We start from the raw sequence: 15,829 nt of genomic DNA, 5'->3' as shown, positions 1-15,829 counted from the left end.
GGATGTAAACGGCCTGCCGATTCTATGCGTGCATGACGAATCGTGACAGCTTCGGACCAGCGTCGGCGCGTACCAACGGCAGCGACGCCGTCGGCATTGTGAGCCTCTGAAGCATGATCTGGAAAAGTGCGCAGCGGTTTTCCGAAAGATCATGCTCAAACAACGACCTAAAGCGCGATGACGTTTCATCCTGATCGCATCGCGCTTTAGAACCTTGCACAAGGATCAGATCATGCGGCCTTCGCGACGCGCGTTCGTGAAGTGGTTGTCGGCGGGAGGCATTTCGGTCAGCCTGTCGCACCTCGCTTCGGCGGCAAGCGTTCCCTTCGCGGCGCACGAGACGCTTCCCGGACGAGGGCAGTTCAACCCCGCGGCCAAAGGCGCCGGCCGTGTCGACGGTGTCGCAAAGGTCACCGGTGCAAAGCTCTACGCCTCCGACTTCCGCGCCAACGATCTCCCCGGCTGGCCGCAGACCACCTCGCATGCGATCCTGATCCGCGCCAATGACGCCACGCATGTCTATACCGGTCTCGACCTCACCCGGCTCGAGGGTGCGCTAAAACCTTCCGTCGTCGTCACCGCCGCCGATCTCGACCGCATCGGCACGCAGGTTCCGGCGTTCTACGCCGGCGACCTGTTCTGCCCGCTCGGCAAGACGCCGCTCTATCTGGGGCAGCCGGTGGCGCTGCTGATCTTCGAGACATTCGACGCCTTCGACCGGGCACGCCTCGCCCTGCGCGACGGCACCTTCGTGAAATTCGGCGAGGAGACTGGCCCGGTGATTGCGCCCGACTACGGCGCCTATCGCTTCACGCGCGTGGCCGGCTCATCGCCCGAGAAGCCCGATGTCTATTCGCCGATCCAGGCCGGCTGGGTCTCGCCCAAGAAGGTGCAGAGCGCCGCGCTGCCGGTGTGGTCGCCGCTTGCGAAGGAGATGCCGCCCGATTACGCCAAGGCCGCCAGATATGGCGAACAGATCCGCTCCGAGCTCGCGGCGGAGGATGCTTCGCTCCTGGTGCTGGACCGCGAGTTCGAGACGCAGTCGGTCGATCCGATGTTCCTGGAGCCGGAATGCGGGCTCGCCTGGTACAGCGGCAAAGGCGGCAATCTCGAGCTGGTGCTCGGCGTGCAATCGCCTTACGAGGCCGCGGAGTCGCTCGCACATCTGCTCGCCAAGGCGCGCGCCCCCTACAAGCCCTCGCACATCAACGCGCAATTCGCCCATGTCGGCGGCGGTTTTGGCGGGCGTGACCACACCCCCTTCATCCTCTATGTCGCGCTGGCCGCGATCTGTTTCCCCGGCAAGCCGGTGCGGCTGGCGCACGACCGCTACCAGCAGTTCCAGGGCGGCATCAAGCGTCACCCGATCAAGATGCGCTCGCGCATCGGCATCGATCGCAACACCGGCTTGATCAAGGCCTTCGCCGCCGATCACGTGCTCGACGGTGGCGGGCTCGCTAATTTCTCCGCCAATGTCGCCGTGGTGGCCGCGACCGGCGCGATCGGCATCTACGACATCCCCAAGGTCGACGTCACCACGGTGGCGATGCATTCGCGCGGCGTGACCGCAGGCTCGATGCGCGGCTACGGCACGCTGCAGGCGATGACCGCGCTCGAGGTGCTGATCGACGAGGCGGCCAGCGAGCTCAAGCTCGATCCGATCGAGTTCCGCCGCCGCAACGCACTCAAGCAGAACGGCCGGACCATGACCGGCAATCCCTACATCGTCTCGGTGCGCACGCCCGAGATCCTGGACAAGCTGGAACGGCATCCGATCTGGCAGCAGCGCGCGCAGTTCAAGCAGGCGTCTTCCGACCGGCTGATCGGCACGGGGGTTGCCTGCGTGACCAAGGATTACGGCTCCGGTGCGGACTGCTCGCTCGGCCGCGTCGAGCTCTCCCCTGACGGCAGGATCGCGATCTTCTGCGACCATGTCGAGATGGGCAACGGCATCGGCACGGCGCTGGCAAACCGCGTTGCCGGCCATCTCGGCGCCATCGCCGACGAGGTCTCGGTCGCCCGCGTCGACAGCTACGACGTCCTCGGCCTCGTCACCTCGGGCGATCCCTACACGATGGACCAGAAGACCCAGGACGCTGCCGAGCGCAATCCGCGCTGGGTGCCCACGATCAGCTCGGCGACTTCGGCCTCGATCGGCGCGCATGTCGGCACGCATTCCTCGGCGGAAGCGGCCCGCGTCATCTTCCGCTTCGGCCTGTGGCCCGCGGCGCTCGAGCTGTGGCGCATCCCGAAGAGCGATCCGCGCGCCAGACAATGGACGAGCGCGCGCTGGCAGAACGGCCAGCTCACCATGCCCGGCCTCGCCCCGCTGGCCCTGCCCGTGCTCGCGGCCACCGCCCATGCGCGCGGCTTCGTCACCGGCGCGGTGGCGCACAGCTTCTCCCGCTGGGCCTGGTCGCGCGCCCGCTTCCCCCTGTTCGGCGAGCAGTACCGCGCCGAGATCGACGCGCTGGCGATCCGCCGCGGCAACGGCAGGTTCGAGCGGATCGGCCGCACCAGCGTCAAGTTTCCGCCGACCGACAACAACCGCATCGGCACCGCCTATACCTCGATGTGCGGCACGCTCGTTCGCGTCGAGATCGAGCGGGCCAGCGGGAACTTGCGCATCGCCAAGGCCTACAGCGTGTTCGAATGCGGCACGGCGCTCGTGCCTGAGGTGGTGATGGGTCAGTCCCACGGCGGCTTTGCCATGGGCGTCGGCTACGCGCTGCTGGAAACCCTGCCGCCGTTCGAAGGCGGGCCCGGCAACGGCGAATGGAATCTCGGCCGCTACCTGGTCGCGCGCGGCTCGGACCTGCCGCTGCGCGATCTCGAGATCGAGATGCTGAAGCCGCAGACCGCGGATGAGGCTCCCAAGGGCATGGCGGAGGTCGTCATGATCCCGATCGTGCCGGCGCTGATCAACGCCATTCATGACGCCACCGGTCACCGCTTCCGCGCGCTGCCGGTCACCTCGAACCTCCTGAAGGGAGTGCTCGCGTGACGACCCTCAGCCTCACCATCAACGGTCAGAAGCACGGTCCGATGGAGGTCCGCGACGATCTCTCGATGAACGATTTCCTGCGCGAAGTGCTGGGCATGACCGGGACCAAGTTCGGCTGCGGCGCCGCGCAATGCCTGAGCTGCGCCATCATCGTCGATGCGCCCGACGGCACCAGCTACACCAGCCCGACCTGCATCGCGCCCGCCGTGAATTTCGACGGCAAGTCGATCCGCACCGTCGAAGGCCATGCCAAGGACGGCCAGCTCTCAGCCCTGCAAAGGGCCTTCATCGACCATTTCGCCTTCCAGTGCGGCTATTGCACTGCCGGCTTTCTTGGCGAAGGCCAGGTGCTGCTGGAGCGCCTGGCGCGCAAGCCGGTGCCGCGCGAGGCGCTGGAGCAGACGATCGCGGATGCGCTCGACGGTCATCTCTGCCGCTGCACCGGCTACATCAAATACCACGAGGCGGTGCGCGACGTGATCCTCGCCGATTCGAATCGCTACCTCGTCGCGACCAAATGAGCCGCCAATGATGTCAGATGCGCGGTTCAAGACGATGGTCGTGATCGCGGCGCTCGCGGGCAGCCTTGGTGCCGGCTATGCCGCATCGGACGCGGCGAGCCACGCGCTGGCCTCGCCCGAGAGCTTTGCCGGCATCGTCGACACCGAGAAACGCTCGGCGGCGATCTTCACCGAGCTCGGAAAAGTCCTGACCCATCCGCGCTGCACCAATTGCCATCCGGCGGGCGACAGCCCACGCCAGGGCGACAATCCCCGTCTGCATCAGCCGCCGGTGACGCGCGGCCCCGACGGCCACGGCCTCGAGGCGATGCGCTGCCACACCTGCCACCAGAACGCCAATTTCGAACCGGGCCGCATTCCCGGCCATCCCGAATGGCACCTCGCCCCGCGCGAAATGGCCTGGGAAGGCAAGAGCATCGCGGATATCTGTCAGCAGATCAGGGATCCCAAGCGCAACGGCGGGCGCAAGGTCGAAGAGCTGATCGACCACATCGGCAAGGACACCCTGGTCGGCTGGGCCTGGAAGCCGGGCTTCGGCCGCGCACCCGTGCCGGGCACGCAGGATCAGGCCGGCGCGCTGGTCGAGGCCTGGGTGAAGACCGGCGCGGCCTGTCCGGCGCCGTGAGCTGGCGAAGGCGAATACGCGCGACTTCGGCCTCCAAGGATCGTGCGCACCGCGGATGGCTGGTCGTCACTTCCTGAGAATGCCCGTGTTGGTATTTCCAAGCTGCTGGATCGCCGCATTTGCAGCTGGGGTGTTGTAAGTCGGTCGAGATCCACCGCCGTCCTGACCCGGAGCGGTTGCGCCCAGTCTCTCGCCGGTCGTTCCCCGGCTTTTCGCATTGGACGTATTGGGGCCTGGCGAACCGCCGGTCCCGCTAAGCGTGGTCCCGTTCGAGAGCGTCGAGCCACCCGCGCCGCCCGAACCGGCTGCGCCCGCGCCGCCCGCAGATGACGAGCCCCCAGACGCGCCGCCTGAGCTTTGCGCCACGGAGCACGAAATCGTGCCAAGGAGGATCACAGCTGCGATCGCCATACGCCTCATTTTACCCGTCCTCCATCTGCCAGCCAGCTTCGAAAGCGCTGGAGTTCCTCGTGATGAAACGCGCAAGCTCACGGCCTATCGGCGGCGAGCGATCCATGCTCCGGCTAGAAAAGCAATGAACAGCGACCGTAAAGGGGCTTTCACCGTCGCGTCGCGCAACTGGTCGGCCCATCGCCTCGCGGAACCCATCGATGGCGCGTGGGGCTGCGGATCGACAGCTCCTCGTTGCTCTCCGGAACCCGGCCGCAGGCTGGAGGTCTGCTCCAATCCGGCCTGATCGTTCGTCAGCCCGGAGGCTTCCGTCATTGCCGCGGCTTCCTTCATGTCCATGCGCGTGCTCCAATCCTGTTGCGGCCCGCCCCGCTGTGGTGACAAGGTCGTGCGGAACAATGAGAGCGGCTATGGCGGCGGCATTCATGCGAACTATATGGTTTGTCCAAGGTCCCCGCCGTACCGCTCCCTTGAAGAAGCCCTTGCTGATCTTTCTGTTCCTCGTCTTCGCACCGCTTACCGCGTCAGCGGTGAGATATTTCTGGCTGAGCGATGGCCGCGAGAACTGGCAAACGGCCGATCGGTCGAGCGCGGGTCTCCTGGCCGCCGCTGCGGATCGTCCCGATGCCGTCGTACGGGTGTTCGCAGCGAGAACGGTGAGATGGCGCAGCATCTTCGCAGTCCACACCTGGATCGTCGTAAAGGAGAAAAACGCGGCGACCTACACCCGGTATGACTACACGGCGTGGGGCGAGCCGATCCGCACCAACGGCTTTGCTCCCGACGGGCGATGGTTCGGCGCAGCGCCGGAAACCATTGTAGCTGTAGATGGAGAGCACGCGGAGACGCTGATCCCCAAGATCCGGAACGTGGTCGAAAATTACAAATTCCGGTCTTACGGAGATTACAGCGTCTGGCCGGGTCCCAATTCGAACACCTTCGTGCAGGCCGCACTCGACTCCGTCCCGGAGCTCCGAGCCGTCCTGCCGCCGACCGCGATCGGCAAGGACTTCCCCTACACCGGCAAATGGATGGGCGTGACGGCGTCCGGCACGGGCATCTATGCTTCGCTTGCCGGTTACCTCGGCGTTTCGGTCGGCTGGGTCGAAGGCCTCGAGCTCAATTTCTTCGGTGCCGTGCTCGGCTTCGACATCCGGCGCCCGGCGCTCAAGCTCCCGGGCCTCGGCCGCCTTGGGGTACCCCCGGGCCTGTGAGGACGCTCGGATCACCCTTCGGCACTTGCGACCTGCTCAATCCGGCGCCCCGGTCGCCACGAACCGCTCTGCAATGATGTTGTCGGGAGCAGCGCCCAGCTCGATCGCAACGCGGCGCGCACTGTCGGCCATTGCCGGCGGGCCGCACAGATAGACATCGTGGCCCACGAGAGATCGGTCTTTGATCAGATCGGTCACAAGTCCTTGGTTGATATCAGGCGGGCTGAGCCCATGGGCCACGGATATCCGCAGGTCCAATTCCGGCATCGCCTCGGCGAGCGCGTGCAGTTCGTCGAGGAAGAACAGGTCACTGGCGGAATTCACACCGAAGCACAGCGTGACCTTCCGCTTTTCGGCAGGCGCGTTCATCTGCCGCAGCATGGACACCATCGGTGCGACGCCCGTGCCTCCCGCGACCATCAGCACCGGCCGCCCGCTGGATCTCAGGTAGAAGACGCCCTGCGGACCACGGCACTGAATGATATCGCCAGCCGCAGCCTGCGAGCTCAGATAGCGAGACATCGCCCCGTCGTCGATCAGGCGAACCAGAAACTCCAAGGCGCGGTCGTCGCTGGGTGAGTTGGCCATCGAGTACGAGCGCCACTGGGTCGTGCCCGGCACCTGCAGATTGACATACTGTCCCGGCAGAAACCTGATCGGCGAAAGCCCAAGCGTTTGCGCGACGACCCGGACCACGGACGTGCTGAGCCGTTCGATGCTCCCGAGCTTCATCGAGAACGGCTTCGCCGGGATCAGCTTGCCGCGCTCATAGGGCAGCCGTATCTCCAAATCGTTTCGGGCGATGGCGACGCAGGGCAGCATCTCGCCGGCGTCGATCTCGTCCTGCGACAGCGACACCGACGAGCCGTCTTCGTAGTCGAGATCGCCGCCGAGACGGGTCGCGCGGCAGGTCTGGCAGTCGCCGACCTCGCAATCCGAGCTCAGCGGAACTCCGGCGCGGCGCGCCGCGGCGAGAACGGTCTCGCCGGACCTCGCCTCGACGCGGACGCAATCGCCGTCCGCGAAGCGGAGGGAAAGGTTCGGCATGGCTTCGCTCCTGTCCCGTGCGGCGCTCACTGCGCGAGCGTGAACTTGCCGTCCTTTACGGTCAGCATCACGACGCTGTCGGCCTTGGCGCCGAAATGATCGTCGGGACCGTAAGAATACACCGCGGTCACGCCGACATAGTCCTTCAGGCCTTCGATGGCGTCCCGGATTTTGGCGCGGTCGGTCCCCGCCTTGCCGATCGCCGCCGCGATCATGTTGACGGCGTCGTAGGCGTTCCCCGCGAAGGTCGCCGGCGGCTTGCCGTACTTGTTCTGATAATCCGTCACGAAGCTACGCAGAGCGGCTTTCTGCGGATCGGAATCCTTGAGCGAATCGATCACGTAGATCTTCGACGACGGGATCAGCACGTCATCAGCCGATCCGCCAGCCAGCCGGAGGAAATTGAAATCGTTGGCGGCGTGCGACATGTACAGGGGCGCGGCCAGGCCGAGCTGACGGTAGTTCTTGGCTGCGATCGCCTGCCCAGGACCGGTCGCCCAGATCACCACCGCATCGGGCTGCGCGCTGCGGATCTTGGTGAGCTGCGGCGTCATATCCTTGTCGGCATTGGCGTAGGATTCCTGAGCGACGATGGTCAGGCCGAATGAGTCCGCATTCTTGACGAGCTGATCGCGACCGCTGGTACCGAACGGAGAATCCGCATAGAGGAGCGCGATCTTCTTGGCGCCGCGCTTCCGCATGTCGGTCATCATGACGCTCTGAACCAATGCGTCGGTCAGCGGCGACAGGAACAGCCATTTCTTGTCCTGCGCGGGCAGTACGATGCCGCGGGAGCCGCCATTGGAGATCATGGGCGTCGCGGCATTCTGAACCGTGTCGATGATCGCATAGGACGAACCGCTGTTCATCGGTCCGACCAGGGCGACCACGGCGCTCTGTTCCAGCAGCCGCTTGGCAGCGGTGACCGATTTGGTGTTGTCACCCTCGGTGTTGACGTTGTCGAGTTCGAGCTTCTTGCCGGCGATGCCGCCTTTGGCGTTGATCTGCTCGATCGCAAGCATCGCGCCCTCGAGTCCCGGCTGGCCGAGCGAGGCCAACGGACCGGAGGTCTCGAGCAGGCCGCCGATCTTGATCGTGTCTTCCGCGTGCGCTCCGGCGACGGCCGTCATGAGCACAAGAGCAGCCAGCATGGCTTTGGTCGTCATCATCAGATCCCCTGGGTTAGGAAGTCGTAGGTACGAGCGAAGTGACGGCGGCGGCGAACGGCTCCGAGGGCGGCAGAAAGATTCCGCCGCCGATCCGGCCGTTGTTTCCGTTGCGGTCGAGAATGCCGAGGACGATGGCGAGTGGCGAGCCGCCGCGCGCGAGGCTCCGGGCGACCGTCCCGACCCTGATTCCGCTCCGCGCGAAGCCGGGATGAACCGCGGGCAGCAGCTCCGCTGCTTCCGCCGCGGGACCGCCGGCTCGTGGCAGCGACACAGCGGTCATGGCCCCGAAGCCCATGGCGTCGACCAGGGCACTGTCGCCGATCGCGCCAAGCCGGTCGCTGCTCTGAAAGCCGGGCAGCAGATTGCCTTGTGGCGGCTCTGCCGGCGCGACGAACCAGCGTGGACCGCTGCCACCGAGCTTGACGCCGCAATCGACACCGTTGCCGCCGAGCGCAGTTACGATGCTGCTGCCCTCCCCCACCCCGGCCTTGGCGATGCACTTCACCGCTGCCATCCAGAGATTCAGGAAGAAGGCCGAAGCCCTGTCCAGAAAGCGCCGCTCCGGCGTGTCGCCACCGAGACGCGGCGCGAGCTGCTCGATCAGACTGCGTGTCGCAGCCGAGGTTCGCGAATGGCAATCGTCGCCGTCCATCAGCGCGCGGTCGGCAATCTCGATCAGCGAGATATCCCGGTCGGCGACGATCTCCAGCGTCGCAGCGAGATTGCCGTTCATCCAGCGCAGATGGGTCAGCACCTCGCGACTGCACAGCCCCAGCCGCTGCGCCAGCGCCATCCCTCCGTTGAGCGGGCTGTAGGCGACGTTCGCCGGTTCGGCGGCGTCGGCGACGATCTGCACCGCCATGCTGGGCGACAGCACCGCGGCGAGCGGCACCACCGCGTCGAAATCCTGCGCCGGCGCCAACTGAACCTCGCCGCTCGTCAGCATCGCACGGGCCGAACTCTCGTCCGAAGCCCAGCGCTCGAACAGGATTGCCATCACTGCACTGTTGACGATCGGCGCCGCAACCGCACCGGGTTGGACCGGAGGCCCGGCATGAAGGATGGTCCGGTCCGGAAACGTCATGACGTCGCGTGCTGCCGCGACGCCACGCCAGACCGGCCGCACCGCATGCATCCGCCTGAGGGCGGCGCGGTCGGCGGGGTGAAGGTCGGCTTCGACTGCCACGGCGGAAGGATCGGGCAATTCAGCCTCCGTTGATCGCGACGACGTTACGGCCCGCTTCGGTCCCGTCCGCCCCGGCCTCGCTCGACCCGAGATAGGCCTCGGTGAGGTTGCGGTCCTGAAGCAGCGTGCGACCCGGGCCTTCTGCGATGACCCGTCCGTTCGCGAGCACATAGCCGCGGTCCGCGATGGACAAGGCCGCGGTCACGTTCTGCTCCACCAGCAGGATCGTCAGCCCCTGCTCGCGCAGCCGTTCGACACAGCGCAGGATCTCGGTCAGCACTTGCGGCGCGAGGCCAAGCGACGGTTCGTCCAGCATCAGCAATTTGGGCTCGCCCATCAGGGCGCGGCCGATCGCCACCATTTGCTGCTGCCCTCCGCTCAGGGTCCCCGCGAGTTGGTCCGCACGCTCCTTGAGCACGGGAAACAGCTGGTACACGGTCTCCAGCCGCTGCTCGAAACTGATCCGCTCGGCGGAACTGCGCCAGATGACATGATGAAAGCCCCGCGCGCGGCGCAGGGCGTAGCGTCCCGCCGCGAGGTTTTGAAGGACCGTGAGCGAGCGGAACAACGCACGCCCCTCCGGCACCAGGCTGATGCCGCTCGCCACACGCTGGTCCGCCGCAATGCCGCGCAGGTCGATTTGACCGAACATCATCTTCTCGGCGGTGCAGGTCTCGACCCCGGCGATCGCCCGCAGCAAGCTGCTCTTGCCTGCGCCATTGGCGCCGACCAGCGCGACGATCTCTCCGCGGCCGATCCCGAGCGAGACGCGATCCAGCGCGAGCAGGCCGCCGTAATTGACGCCAAGACCGTCGATCTCGAGCAACGGAGGCGCGACGGCGCGGGTCACTTTCGGCGCTTGCGGCGGAGCGTCGCGACGCCCCAGATAGGCGTCGAGCACGCGCGGATTTCGGCGCACTTCCGCCGGCTCGCCGTCGGCGATGATGCGGCCCTGGTCCAGCACCAGGATGCGGCGCGCCAGCCGGCTCACCAGGGGCATGTCGTGATCGATGAACAGGATTGTCTTCCCGGCGCGCGAGAGTGACAGGATGATGTCGCCGAGCGCCCGTTTCTCGAGATCGTTCAGCCCGGCGCCGGGCTCGTCGAGCACGAGCATCCGTGCGCCGGAGGCGAGCACGCGCGCAATGCTGAGGAGCCGTCGCTGCCCGGCGGTCAGAACCGATGCCGATTGATCGGCGAGGTCCGACAATCCAACCGCCGCGAGATGCTCGTCGGCCTCGCGCCTCAGCTTGCCATGATCGAGCAGCGCCGCGCCGCGGCCGATGATCGAGGACAGCAGACCGAGACGATGATGCGCGACGCCGCCAACCATCACGTTCTCGCGCACCGTGAGTTGCTGGAACGGCTCGGCTGCCTGGAACGTGCGCGCCAGTCCCCGGGCGACGACGCAGTGGGGCGCTTCGCCGGTGATGGTCTCGCCGTCGAACCGCACCACCCCGGTCTGGGGAGCGATCTCGCCGGAGAGGACGTTGAGCAGCGTGGTCTTTCCGGCACCGTTCGGGCCGATCAGCGCGACGAGCTCACCGCCATGGACGTCGAAGCTGACGTCGGTCAGCGCACGGAACGCGCCGAAGCTCACCGAGGCGCCCGCGACCGAGAGAAGCGGACCGCTCATCGCGTGCTCCCCGCGGCCGCCGTCCCCCGGGCGCGCCTCGCGAGCGTCCCGAGAGCGCGCAACAATCCGTTGGGGCAGTAGATCACGCTGACGACCAGCAGCGCGCCGTAAGCCACGATGTCGTAGGCGCCGAGCGGCTTCAGGAGCTCGCCGATCAGGGTGATGAAGATGACGCCCAGCAGCACGCCCCAGACATCGGCGAAACCTCCAATTGCCACCATCAGCAACAGCTTGATCGAGAAGCCGACGTCGAACGGGCCCGGGCTGAGGTAGCCGATATAATGCGCGTAGAGCCCGCCGCCGAGCGCGCAGAAGAGGCCGCTCACCATCATGATCAGACGCTTGATCGACTGGACGTTGTTGCCGACCGACCGCGCCGTGGCCTCGTTCTCCGCGATCGCCCGCATTGCAAGGCCGGTGGGGGAGGCCACGAGATTCTGCGCGGCGAGGATCGCGGCGATCGTCGCCGCCCCGACCACCGGCAGCATGGCGAGATCGCCGCGCAGCGTGAATCCGAACAGGCTTAGCGGCGGGATCCCCGACAGCCCGTCCTGGCCACCCGTGATGCCGTGCATCTCTGTGAAACAGATCTGAACGATGATGCCGAATGCCAGCGTCGCCATCGCCAGGTAATGTCCCTTCAGGCGAAACACGAGCCAGCCGATAGCCCAGGCCAGCAGGGCCACCACCGCGGTTGACAGCAGGATATCGACCCAGGCGGGGACACCAAGCCATCTTCCGATCAGCGCGGCACCATAGGCTCCGAGGCCGTAGAACGCGGCGTGGCCGAGTGAGATCTGGCCAGTGAAGCCGGCGATCAACGCCAGGCCGATGGCAGGGAGTGCCTGCAAGCCGATCACCACCAACAGGCTCACCACATAGCTATTGCCGATCGCGGCGCAAGCCAGGAGAACGACGATCAGTGCGAGGACGCGCCACCACGTCATGCGCGCACCCGATCGTAGTCGCCGAGCAACCCGCCGGGACGGAACAGCAGAAAGCCGAGCAGCAGCGCGAAGGCGATTGCGTTCTTGTAGCCGGAGGAAACATAGCCTGCGGAGAACGCCTCCAGCACGCCGAGCACCAGGCCGCCGACCGCGGCGCCGACCGGCCCGCCGAAGCCGCCGACGATGCAGGCGACGAAGCCCTTTATTCCAAGTTGCAGGCCGCTGTCGTACTGGGTCAGCGCGATGGGCGCGACCACGATCCCGGCGATTGCCCCGAGCGCCCCCGACATGACGAAGCCGACCAGGCTCATGGTCTCGACCTTCATGCCGACCAGCCGCGCCGCGAAGGGATTCATGGCGCAGGCCCGGAACATCTGGCCGAGATAGGTGCGGCGAAACAGCAGGTCGAGGCCGCCCATCGCCACGATGCCAACGCCGATCACCCACAGCGACTGCGGCATCACGGTCGCGCCCAGGAGATGGATCAGCTTCTCGCCCGAGAACGCCGGCATCGGCTGCGCGTCGGTTCCCCAGACGATCGCTGCCATGCCTTGCAGCACCACCCCCACCCCGATGGTGACGATGATTCCGCGCATGACGTCGCCGCGGACGGGCTGAATGGCTGTGCGCTCGATCAGCACCGCCACCACGCTGGTGATCACGATGGCGAGCACGATGGCCAGCCAGAGGGGCACGCCGGCGACATTCAGCGCGATCGCACTCATCGCGCCCACCATCGCGAAATCGCCCTGCGCGAAGTTGACGATGCCGGTGACGTTGTAGATGCAGGTGAAACCGACGCCGATCAGCCCATAGATGCTGCCCACCACCAGTCCACTGATGAGAAACTGTAAGGCGTCGGACATCAGTCCTTCCTCCGCGTTAGACCTGCATCCAGGATTCGGAAAACGCCAGAAACGCCGTGCTCTTGCGTGTCCCGGCAAAATCGCGCTGCATCACCTTGCCGGCGAGCGGACGGCCGTTGATGGTCACGGCCCCCTCGCCCGCATCGAGGAACAGGCTGTACATCTGGTGGAGCTTGGTTGGGCCGTTTTCAGCGGGCATGTCGACCGCGTAGGGCGCGCCGAGCTTCGACCAGGTCGCGACCACCTCTACGTCGGCGGCGCGCACGATCTCCGAATAGGTCGACAGTGTGCTGCCTTCGCGGCGGCACTCGATCAAAGGCAGGTGCGTGACCGCGCCGATGCCGGGAGACACCCGGAAGGACGCAAACTTCGAGAAGAACTCGGCGATCAGATATTTGGCGAGCGGCTCGTTGTCGCTGATGCAGAAATTGTCGACCTCGGGACGGCCCTTCGCAATGCCGGGCTTGTCCAGCACGAGAATTCCGCTGCCCATGCCGTGCGCGGAGTAGAAGATGCGGAAGAAGCACATCAGTCCAGTCCATGGACCTTCCTGCGTGTCCTTCAGATAGATGCCGGGATTCTCGCCGGTCCAGGCCACTGCACCCGGATGAATGGGACTCTTGTTCGACACGTTGAAACTCTCTTCTTCGAGGCTCAGGCCGCGGCCTGCGATGCGACGGTGCGTTCGTATTCGCCGAGAAGCTTGCGGACGACCTCGTGTCTGTCGTCGGCGACGTGATGATCGCCCGCGATCACGATCTCGGTCACACGGCGTCCGATCTCTTCCTGGAGTTCGAGATCGTCGACACCGGCGATCGGCGGGATCGCCAACACGGTGTCGTGGCAGTATGTCGGGATCAACCCGCTCGAGCGGAGCGTCGAACGCGGCGGCTCCTCGCCGGCCGCGACTTTGCGGATGTCGCGACGCAGCAGCTTGCGCAGCATCACCACTCCCTTGTCGCAGTAGGTGAGGTGCTCGAGCGAATGCAGCGCGATTGGACGTTGGGTGACGATCGCGTCGTAGTCACCGGGCAGACGCTGCCGCTCCTCGAACGACCCGCCGGCGCCCTGACCGTAGAAGTCGTCCTCTTCCTTGCCGATCCCGCGGGGGTTGACCTCGGGATGGAAGTGCCGCCATCCGATCACCTTGCACGTCGTGTTGTCGATCGGCGTGGTCCAGCGTGTGATGCCGACACGACCGAACTGCTTGGCATCCTGGCCATCCTCCCAGATATGCCCGACCTGCGCGAGGTTCGGCATGATGATATCGTTGGAACGGACCCAGACCTTGTCCTTCCAGCGCCGCGTGGTGACGTAGATCATTCCGGTCGGCGTCTCGACAAAGTCCATCACCGGCAATTCGCCCCACGTATCGGAGAAATGCGAAAAGGTGACGCGAGTGTGCAGGAACACGGCATGGGCGGGGTCCATGACGTTCTCCTGTACCTGCAGCCAGTTGCAGGGATAGGTGATGCAATACGGCACCAGCTTGTCGCCCGGATACTCGTAGCTGTCGAAGATCGGAAACTCCGGAATACTGTCGGGTGGCCCGAAGTAGCCGAAAATCAGGCCCTTGTACTCCTTGCAGGGATAGGCGCCGTGAAACAGCCGGTCCTTCAGCGCACTTCCGGGAGGATCGCCCGGCGTTTCCAGCACCTGCCCATTCACGCCGAACAGCCAGCCGTGATAGCAGCATCGCAATCCGTTCTCCGTCGGCAGCCCAAACTCCAGCGACGTGCCGCGATGGCTGCAATGCCGGTCGAGGATGCCGTACTCGCCTTGGGTGGTGCGGAACACAACAAGGTCTTCGCCGAACATGCGGAAGCCAAGCGGCACGTCGGTTAGCTCCGACGTCAACGCAATCGGTTGCCAATAGCGCCGCAGCAGCTCGCCGGCAGGCGCCCCCTTCTCCACATGCGTGAGTTCGACGTTCTCTCCGGGTATCTCCCGCTTGAGATAGCCACCATAGGCTGTCGTAAGAAACTGCTTTTGCGCAACCATCGCCGCCCTCGTCCGCTCGCGCGGGTCTTTGGAATTAGTCTCGTTTGAGTATTGTGCGAGGCTCTGGTTCTGCCAATAATAGTTACTTGCACGATGAGTTTGGAAATCTTGAACTGCTCATTCGGACAGCGGCAATGCTCACGATCAGAGCAGTAAATGCTTCAAATTGGAGCCTTTGAGGAGATCGGCCGGTTGACGAGCGAGAAGTACAGGGACCAGATCGAAGTTGGCGAGGCCGTCCCCAAGCTCTCGCTGCGACAGCTCACTTATTTTCTCGCAACTGCGAACCACGAGAGCGTATTGCGCGCCTCGGAAACCCTGAACGTGTCGTCCGCTTCGATCTCGACTGCGATCTCCCAGATCGAGGAATTCCTTCAGACACAGCTGTTCATCCGGCGTCACGCGCGCGGCCTGGTGCTGACCTCGGCCGGGCAGGATCTCGCCGCTCACGCCCGAAACATTCTCCTCCATGCCCGCGAGATCGAGGCCGTTGCGCAACGGGGCCCGTTTCGAGCCGCTGGCCGCATCAACGTTGGATGCCTCGCAACCATCGCGCCCTATCTCGTTCCTCTGGTGCTGCGAGACCTGCAGGAGAAGCATCCCAACATTGAGATGCGCTGGCGAGCGGACAAGCATGAAGCGCTGCTCGACGGTCTGCACAACGGAAGTTTCGACCTGATCATCGTCTACGACTACGATATTCCGACAACGCTTCACGCTCTGCCGTTGAGATCGATGCCCATCCAGGTCGTGCTGCCGAGTGGCCATCCGCTCGCCTCCAGTCAGAGTTGCGTCCTGTCTGATCTGGTCGGCCTGCCGATGGTGCTGCTCGATCAGCCCCGGACTCGCGACTACTTCTTGTCGTTGTTCGGAAATCGGGGTCTCAGCCCGACCATCGCGCACCGCGTCGACTCGTTCGAGATGGTACGCAGCCTCGTGGCAAACGGATTCGGCTTCGCGCTGCTGAATTTTGTGCCACCCTATAATGTTTGCGGCCACGGTACGCTGACGTCGCGGCCGGTCGCCGACGTGGACCGGCCGCAGAACCTCGTGCTCGCCCGATTGTACCGATTTCGAGCTCCGCGGCTTGTCGACGAGTTCTTCAACAGCGTCAGCTTCGCCGCCCAGCAGCTGACAATATCGACCCCGTAGCGGACGCGCGCGACGCGGCCGGCACGGCGGATTCCTGAACCGGGCACGAT

The 15,829-nt window shown here is 65.3% G+C and carries 14 protein-coding genes; 5 read left to right on the top strand and 9 right to left on the bottom strand.

Going from position 1 to position 15,829, the window contains the following annotated elements; all coding sequences use genetic code 11:
* Positions 1-232: 232 nt before the first annotated feature.
* The 3 genes from AX729_RS07940 to AX729_RS07930 are packed head-to-tail and all read left to right on the top strand — an operon-like array spanning position 233 to position 4,150.
* Positions 233-3,004: a xanthine dehydrogenase family protein molybdopterin-binding subunit gene (locus AX729_RS07940; protein ID WP_061021880.1), complete on the top strand. Its 2,772-nt coding sequence runs from the start codon at positions 233-235 to the stop codon at positions 3,002-3,004.
* On the top strand, positions 3,001-3,525 hold the full coding sequence (locus AX729_RS07935; protein ID WP_061021753.1) for a (2Fe-2S)-binding protein: 525 nt from the start codon (positions 3,001-3,003) through the stop codon (positions 3,523-3,525). Before AX729_RS07940 ends, AX729_RS07935 begins: the two co-directional genes overlap by 4 nt.
* Positions 3,526-3,532: 7 nt before the next feature.
* The gene (locus AX729_RS07930) at positions 3,533-4,150 is read left to right on the top strand and encodes a hypothetical protein (RefSeq protein ID WP_061021751.1); all 618 of its coding nucleotides are present in this window, start codon (positions 3,533-3,535) and stop codon (positions 4,148-4,150) included.
* 495 nt (positions 4,151-4,645) lie between these two features.
* On the opposite strand, the gene AX729_RS07925 is transcribed toward AX729_RS07930, so the two are convergent.
* The gene (locus AX729_RS07925; RefSeq protein WP_061021750.1) at positions 4,646-4,900 is read right to left on the bottom strand and encodes a hypothetical protein; all 255 of its coding nucleotides are present in this window, start codon (positions 4,898-4,900) and stop codon (positions 4,646-4,648) included.
* A 143-nt stretch (positions 4,901-5,043) separates the two neighbouring features.
* On the opposite strand from AX729_RS07925, the gene AX729_RS07920 reads away from it, so the two are divergent.
* The gene (locus AX729_RS07920; RefSeq protein ID WP_061021877.1) at positions 5,044-5,775 is read left to right on the top strand and encodes a DUF3750 domain-containing protein; all 732 of its coding nucleotides are present in this window, start codon (positions 5,044-5,046) and stop codon (positions 5,773-5,775) included.
* Positions 5,776-5,811: 36 nt separating this feature from the next.
* Here AX729_RS07920 and AX729_RS07915 read toward each other — a convergent pair whose 3' ends face one another.
* Genes AX729_RS07915 through AX729_RS07880 form a run of 8 tightly spaced genes read right to left on the bottom strand, consistent with a single transcriptional unit; the run spans position 5,812 to position 14,627 of the window.
* Positions 5,812-6,822 (bottom strand): FAD-binding oxidoreductase, encoded by a 1,011-nt coding sequence (locus AX729_RS07915; RefSeq protein ID WP_063817228.1) that lies wholly within the window; start codon positions 6,820-6,822, stop codon positions 5,812-5,814.
* Positions 6,823-6,848: 26 nt separating this feature from the next.
* The gene (locus tag AX729_RS07910) at positions 6,849-7,991 is read right to left on the bottom strand and encodes an ABC transporter substrate-binding protein (RefSeq protein ID WP_061021746.1); all 1,143 of its coding nucleotides are present in this window, start codon (positions 7,989-7,991) and stop codon (positions 6,849-6,851) included.
* A 13-nt stretch (positions 7,992-8,004) separates the two neighbouring features.
* Positions 8,005-9,195: a YlbE family protein gene (locus AX729_RS07905; protein WP_061021744.1), complete on the bottom strand. Its 1,191-nt coding sequence runs from the start codon at positions 9,193-9,195 to the stop codon at positions 8,005-8,007.
* Between the two features lies 1 nt (position 9,196).
* Positions 9,197-10,813: an ATP-binding cassette domain-containing protein gene (locus AX729_RS07900; protein ID WP_061021742.1), complete on the bottom strand. Its 1,617-nt coding sequence runs from the start codon at positions 10,811-10,813 to the stop codon at positions 9,197-9,199.
* Entirely contained in the window at positions 10,810-11,760 is a 951-nt protein-coding gene (locus tag AX729_RS07895) for a branched-chain amino acid ABC transporter permease (protein ID WP_061021740.1), read from the bottom strand. Before AX729_RS07895 ends, AX729_RS07900 begins: the two co-directional genes overlap by 4 nt.
* Positions 11,757-12,626, bottom strand: a complete 870-nt coding sequence (locus tag AX729_RS07890) for a branched-chain amino acid ABC transporter permease (protein WP_156456789.1) — start codon at positions 12,624-12,626, stop codon at positions 11,757-11,759. Before AX729_RS07890 ends, AX729_RS07895 begins: the two co-directional genes overlap by 4 nt.
* A gap of 16 nt (positions 12,627-12,642) precedes the next feature.
* Entirely contained in the window at positions 12,643-13,257 is a 615-nt protein-coding gene (locus tag AX729_RS07885; RefSeq protein ID WP_061021738.1) for a hypothetical protein, read from the bottom strand.
* Positions 13,258-13,280: 23 nt separating this feature from the next.
* A complete protein-coding gene (locus AX729_RS07880) occupies positions 13,281-14,627 on the bottom strand; it encodes an aromatic ring-hydroxylating dioxygenase subunit alpha (protein WP_061021736.1) in 1,347 nt (448 codons plus the stop codon).
* A 156-nt stretch (positions 14,628-14,783) separates the two neighbouring features.
* On the opposite strand from AX729_RS07880, the gene AX729_RS07875 reads away from it, so the two are divergent.
* Complete coding sequence (locus AX729_RS07875) at positions 14,784-15,779, top strand: LysR substrate-binding domain-containing protein (RefSeq protein WP_061021734.1); 996 nt, start codon at positions 14,784-14,786, stop codon at positions 15,777-15,779.
* Positions 15,780-15,829 lie beyond the last annotated feature (50 nt).

Source organism: Bradyrhizobium sp. CCH5-F6, from assembly GCF_001556045.1.
Taxonomy (GTDB): domain Bacteria; phylum Pseudomonadota; class Alphaproteobacteria; order Rhizobiales; family Xanthobacteraceae; genus Bradyrhizobium.
Note: the sequence above shows the minus strand (reverse complement) of the source record. Positions and strands in the feature narration are given on the sequence as shown.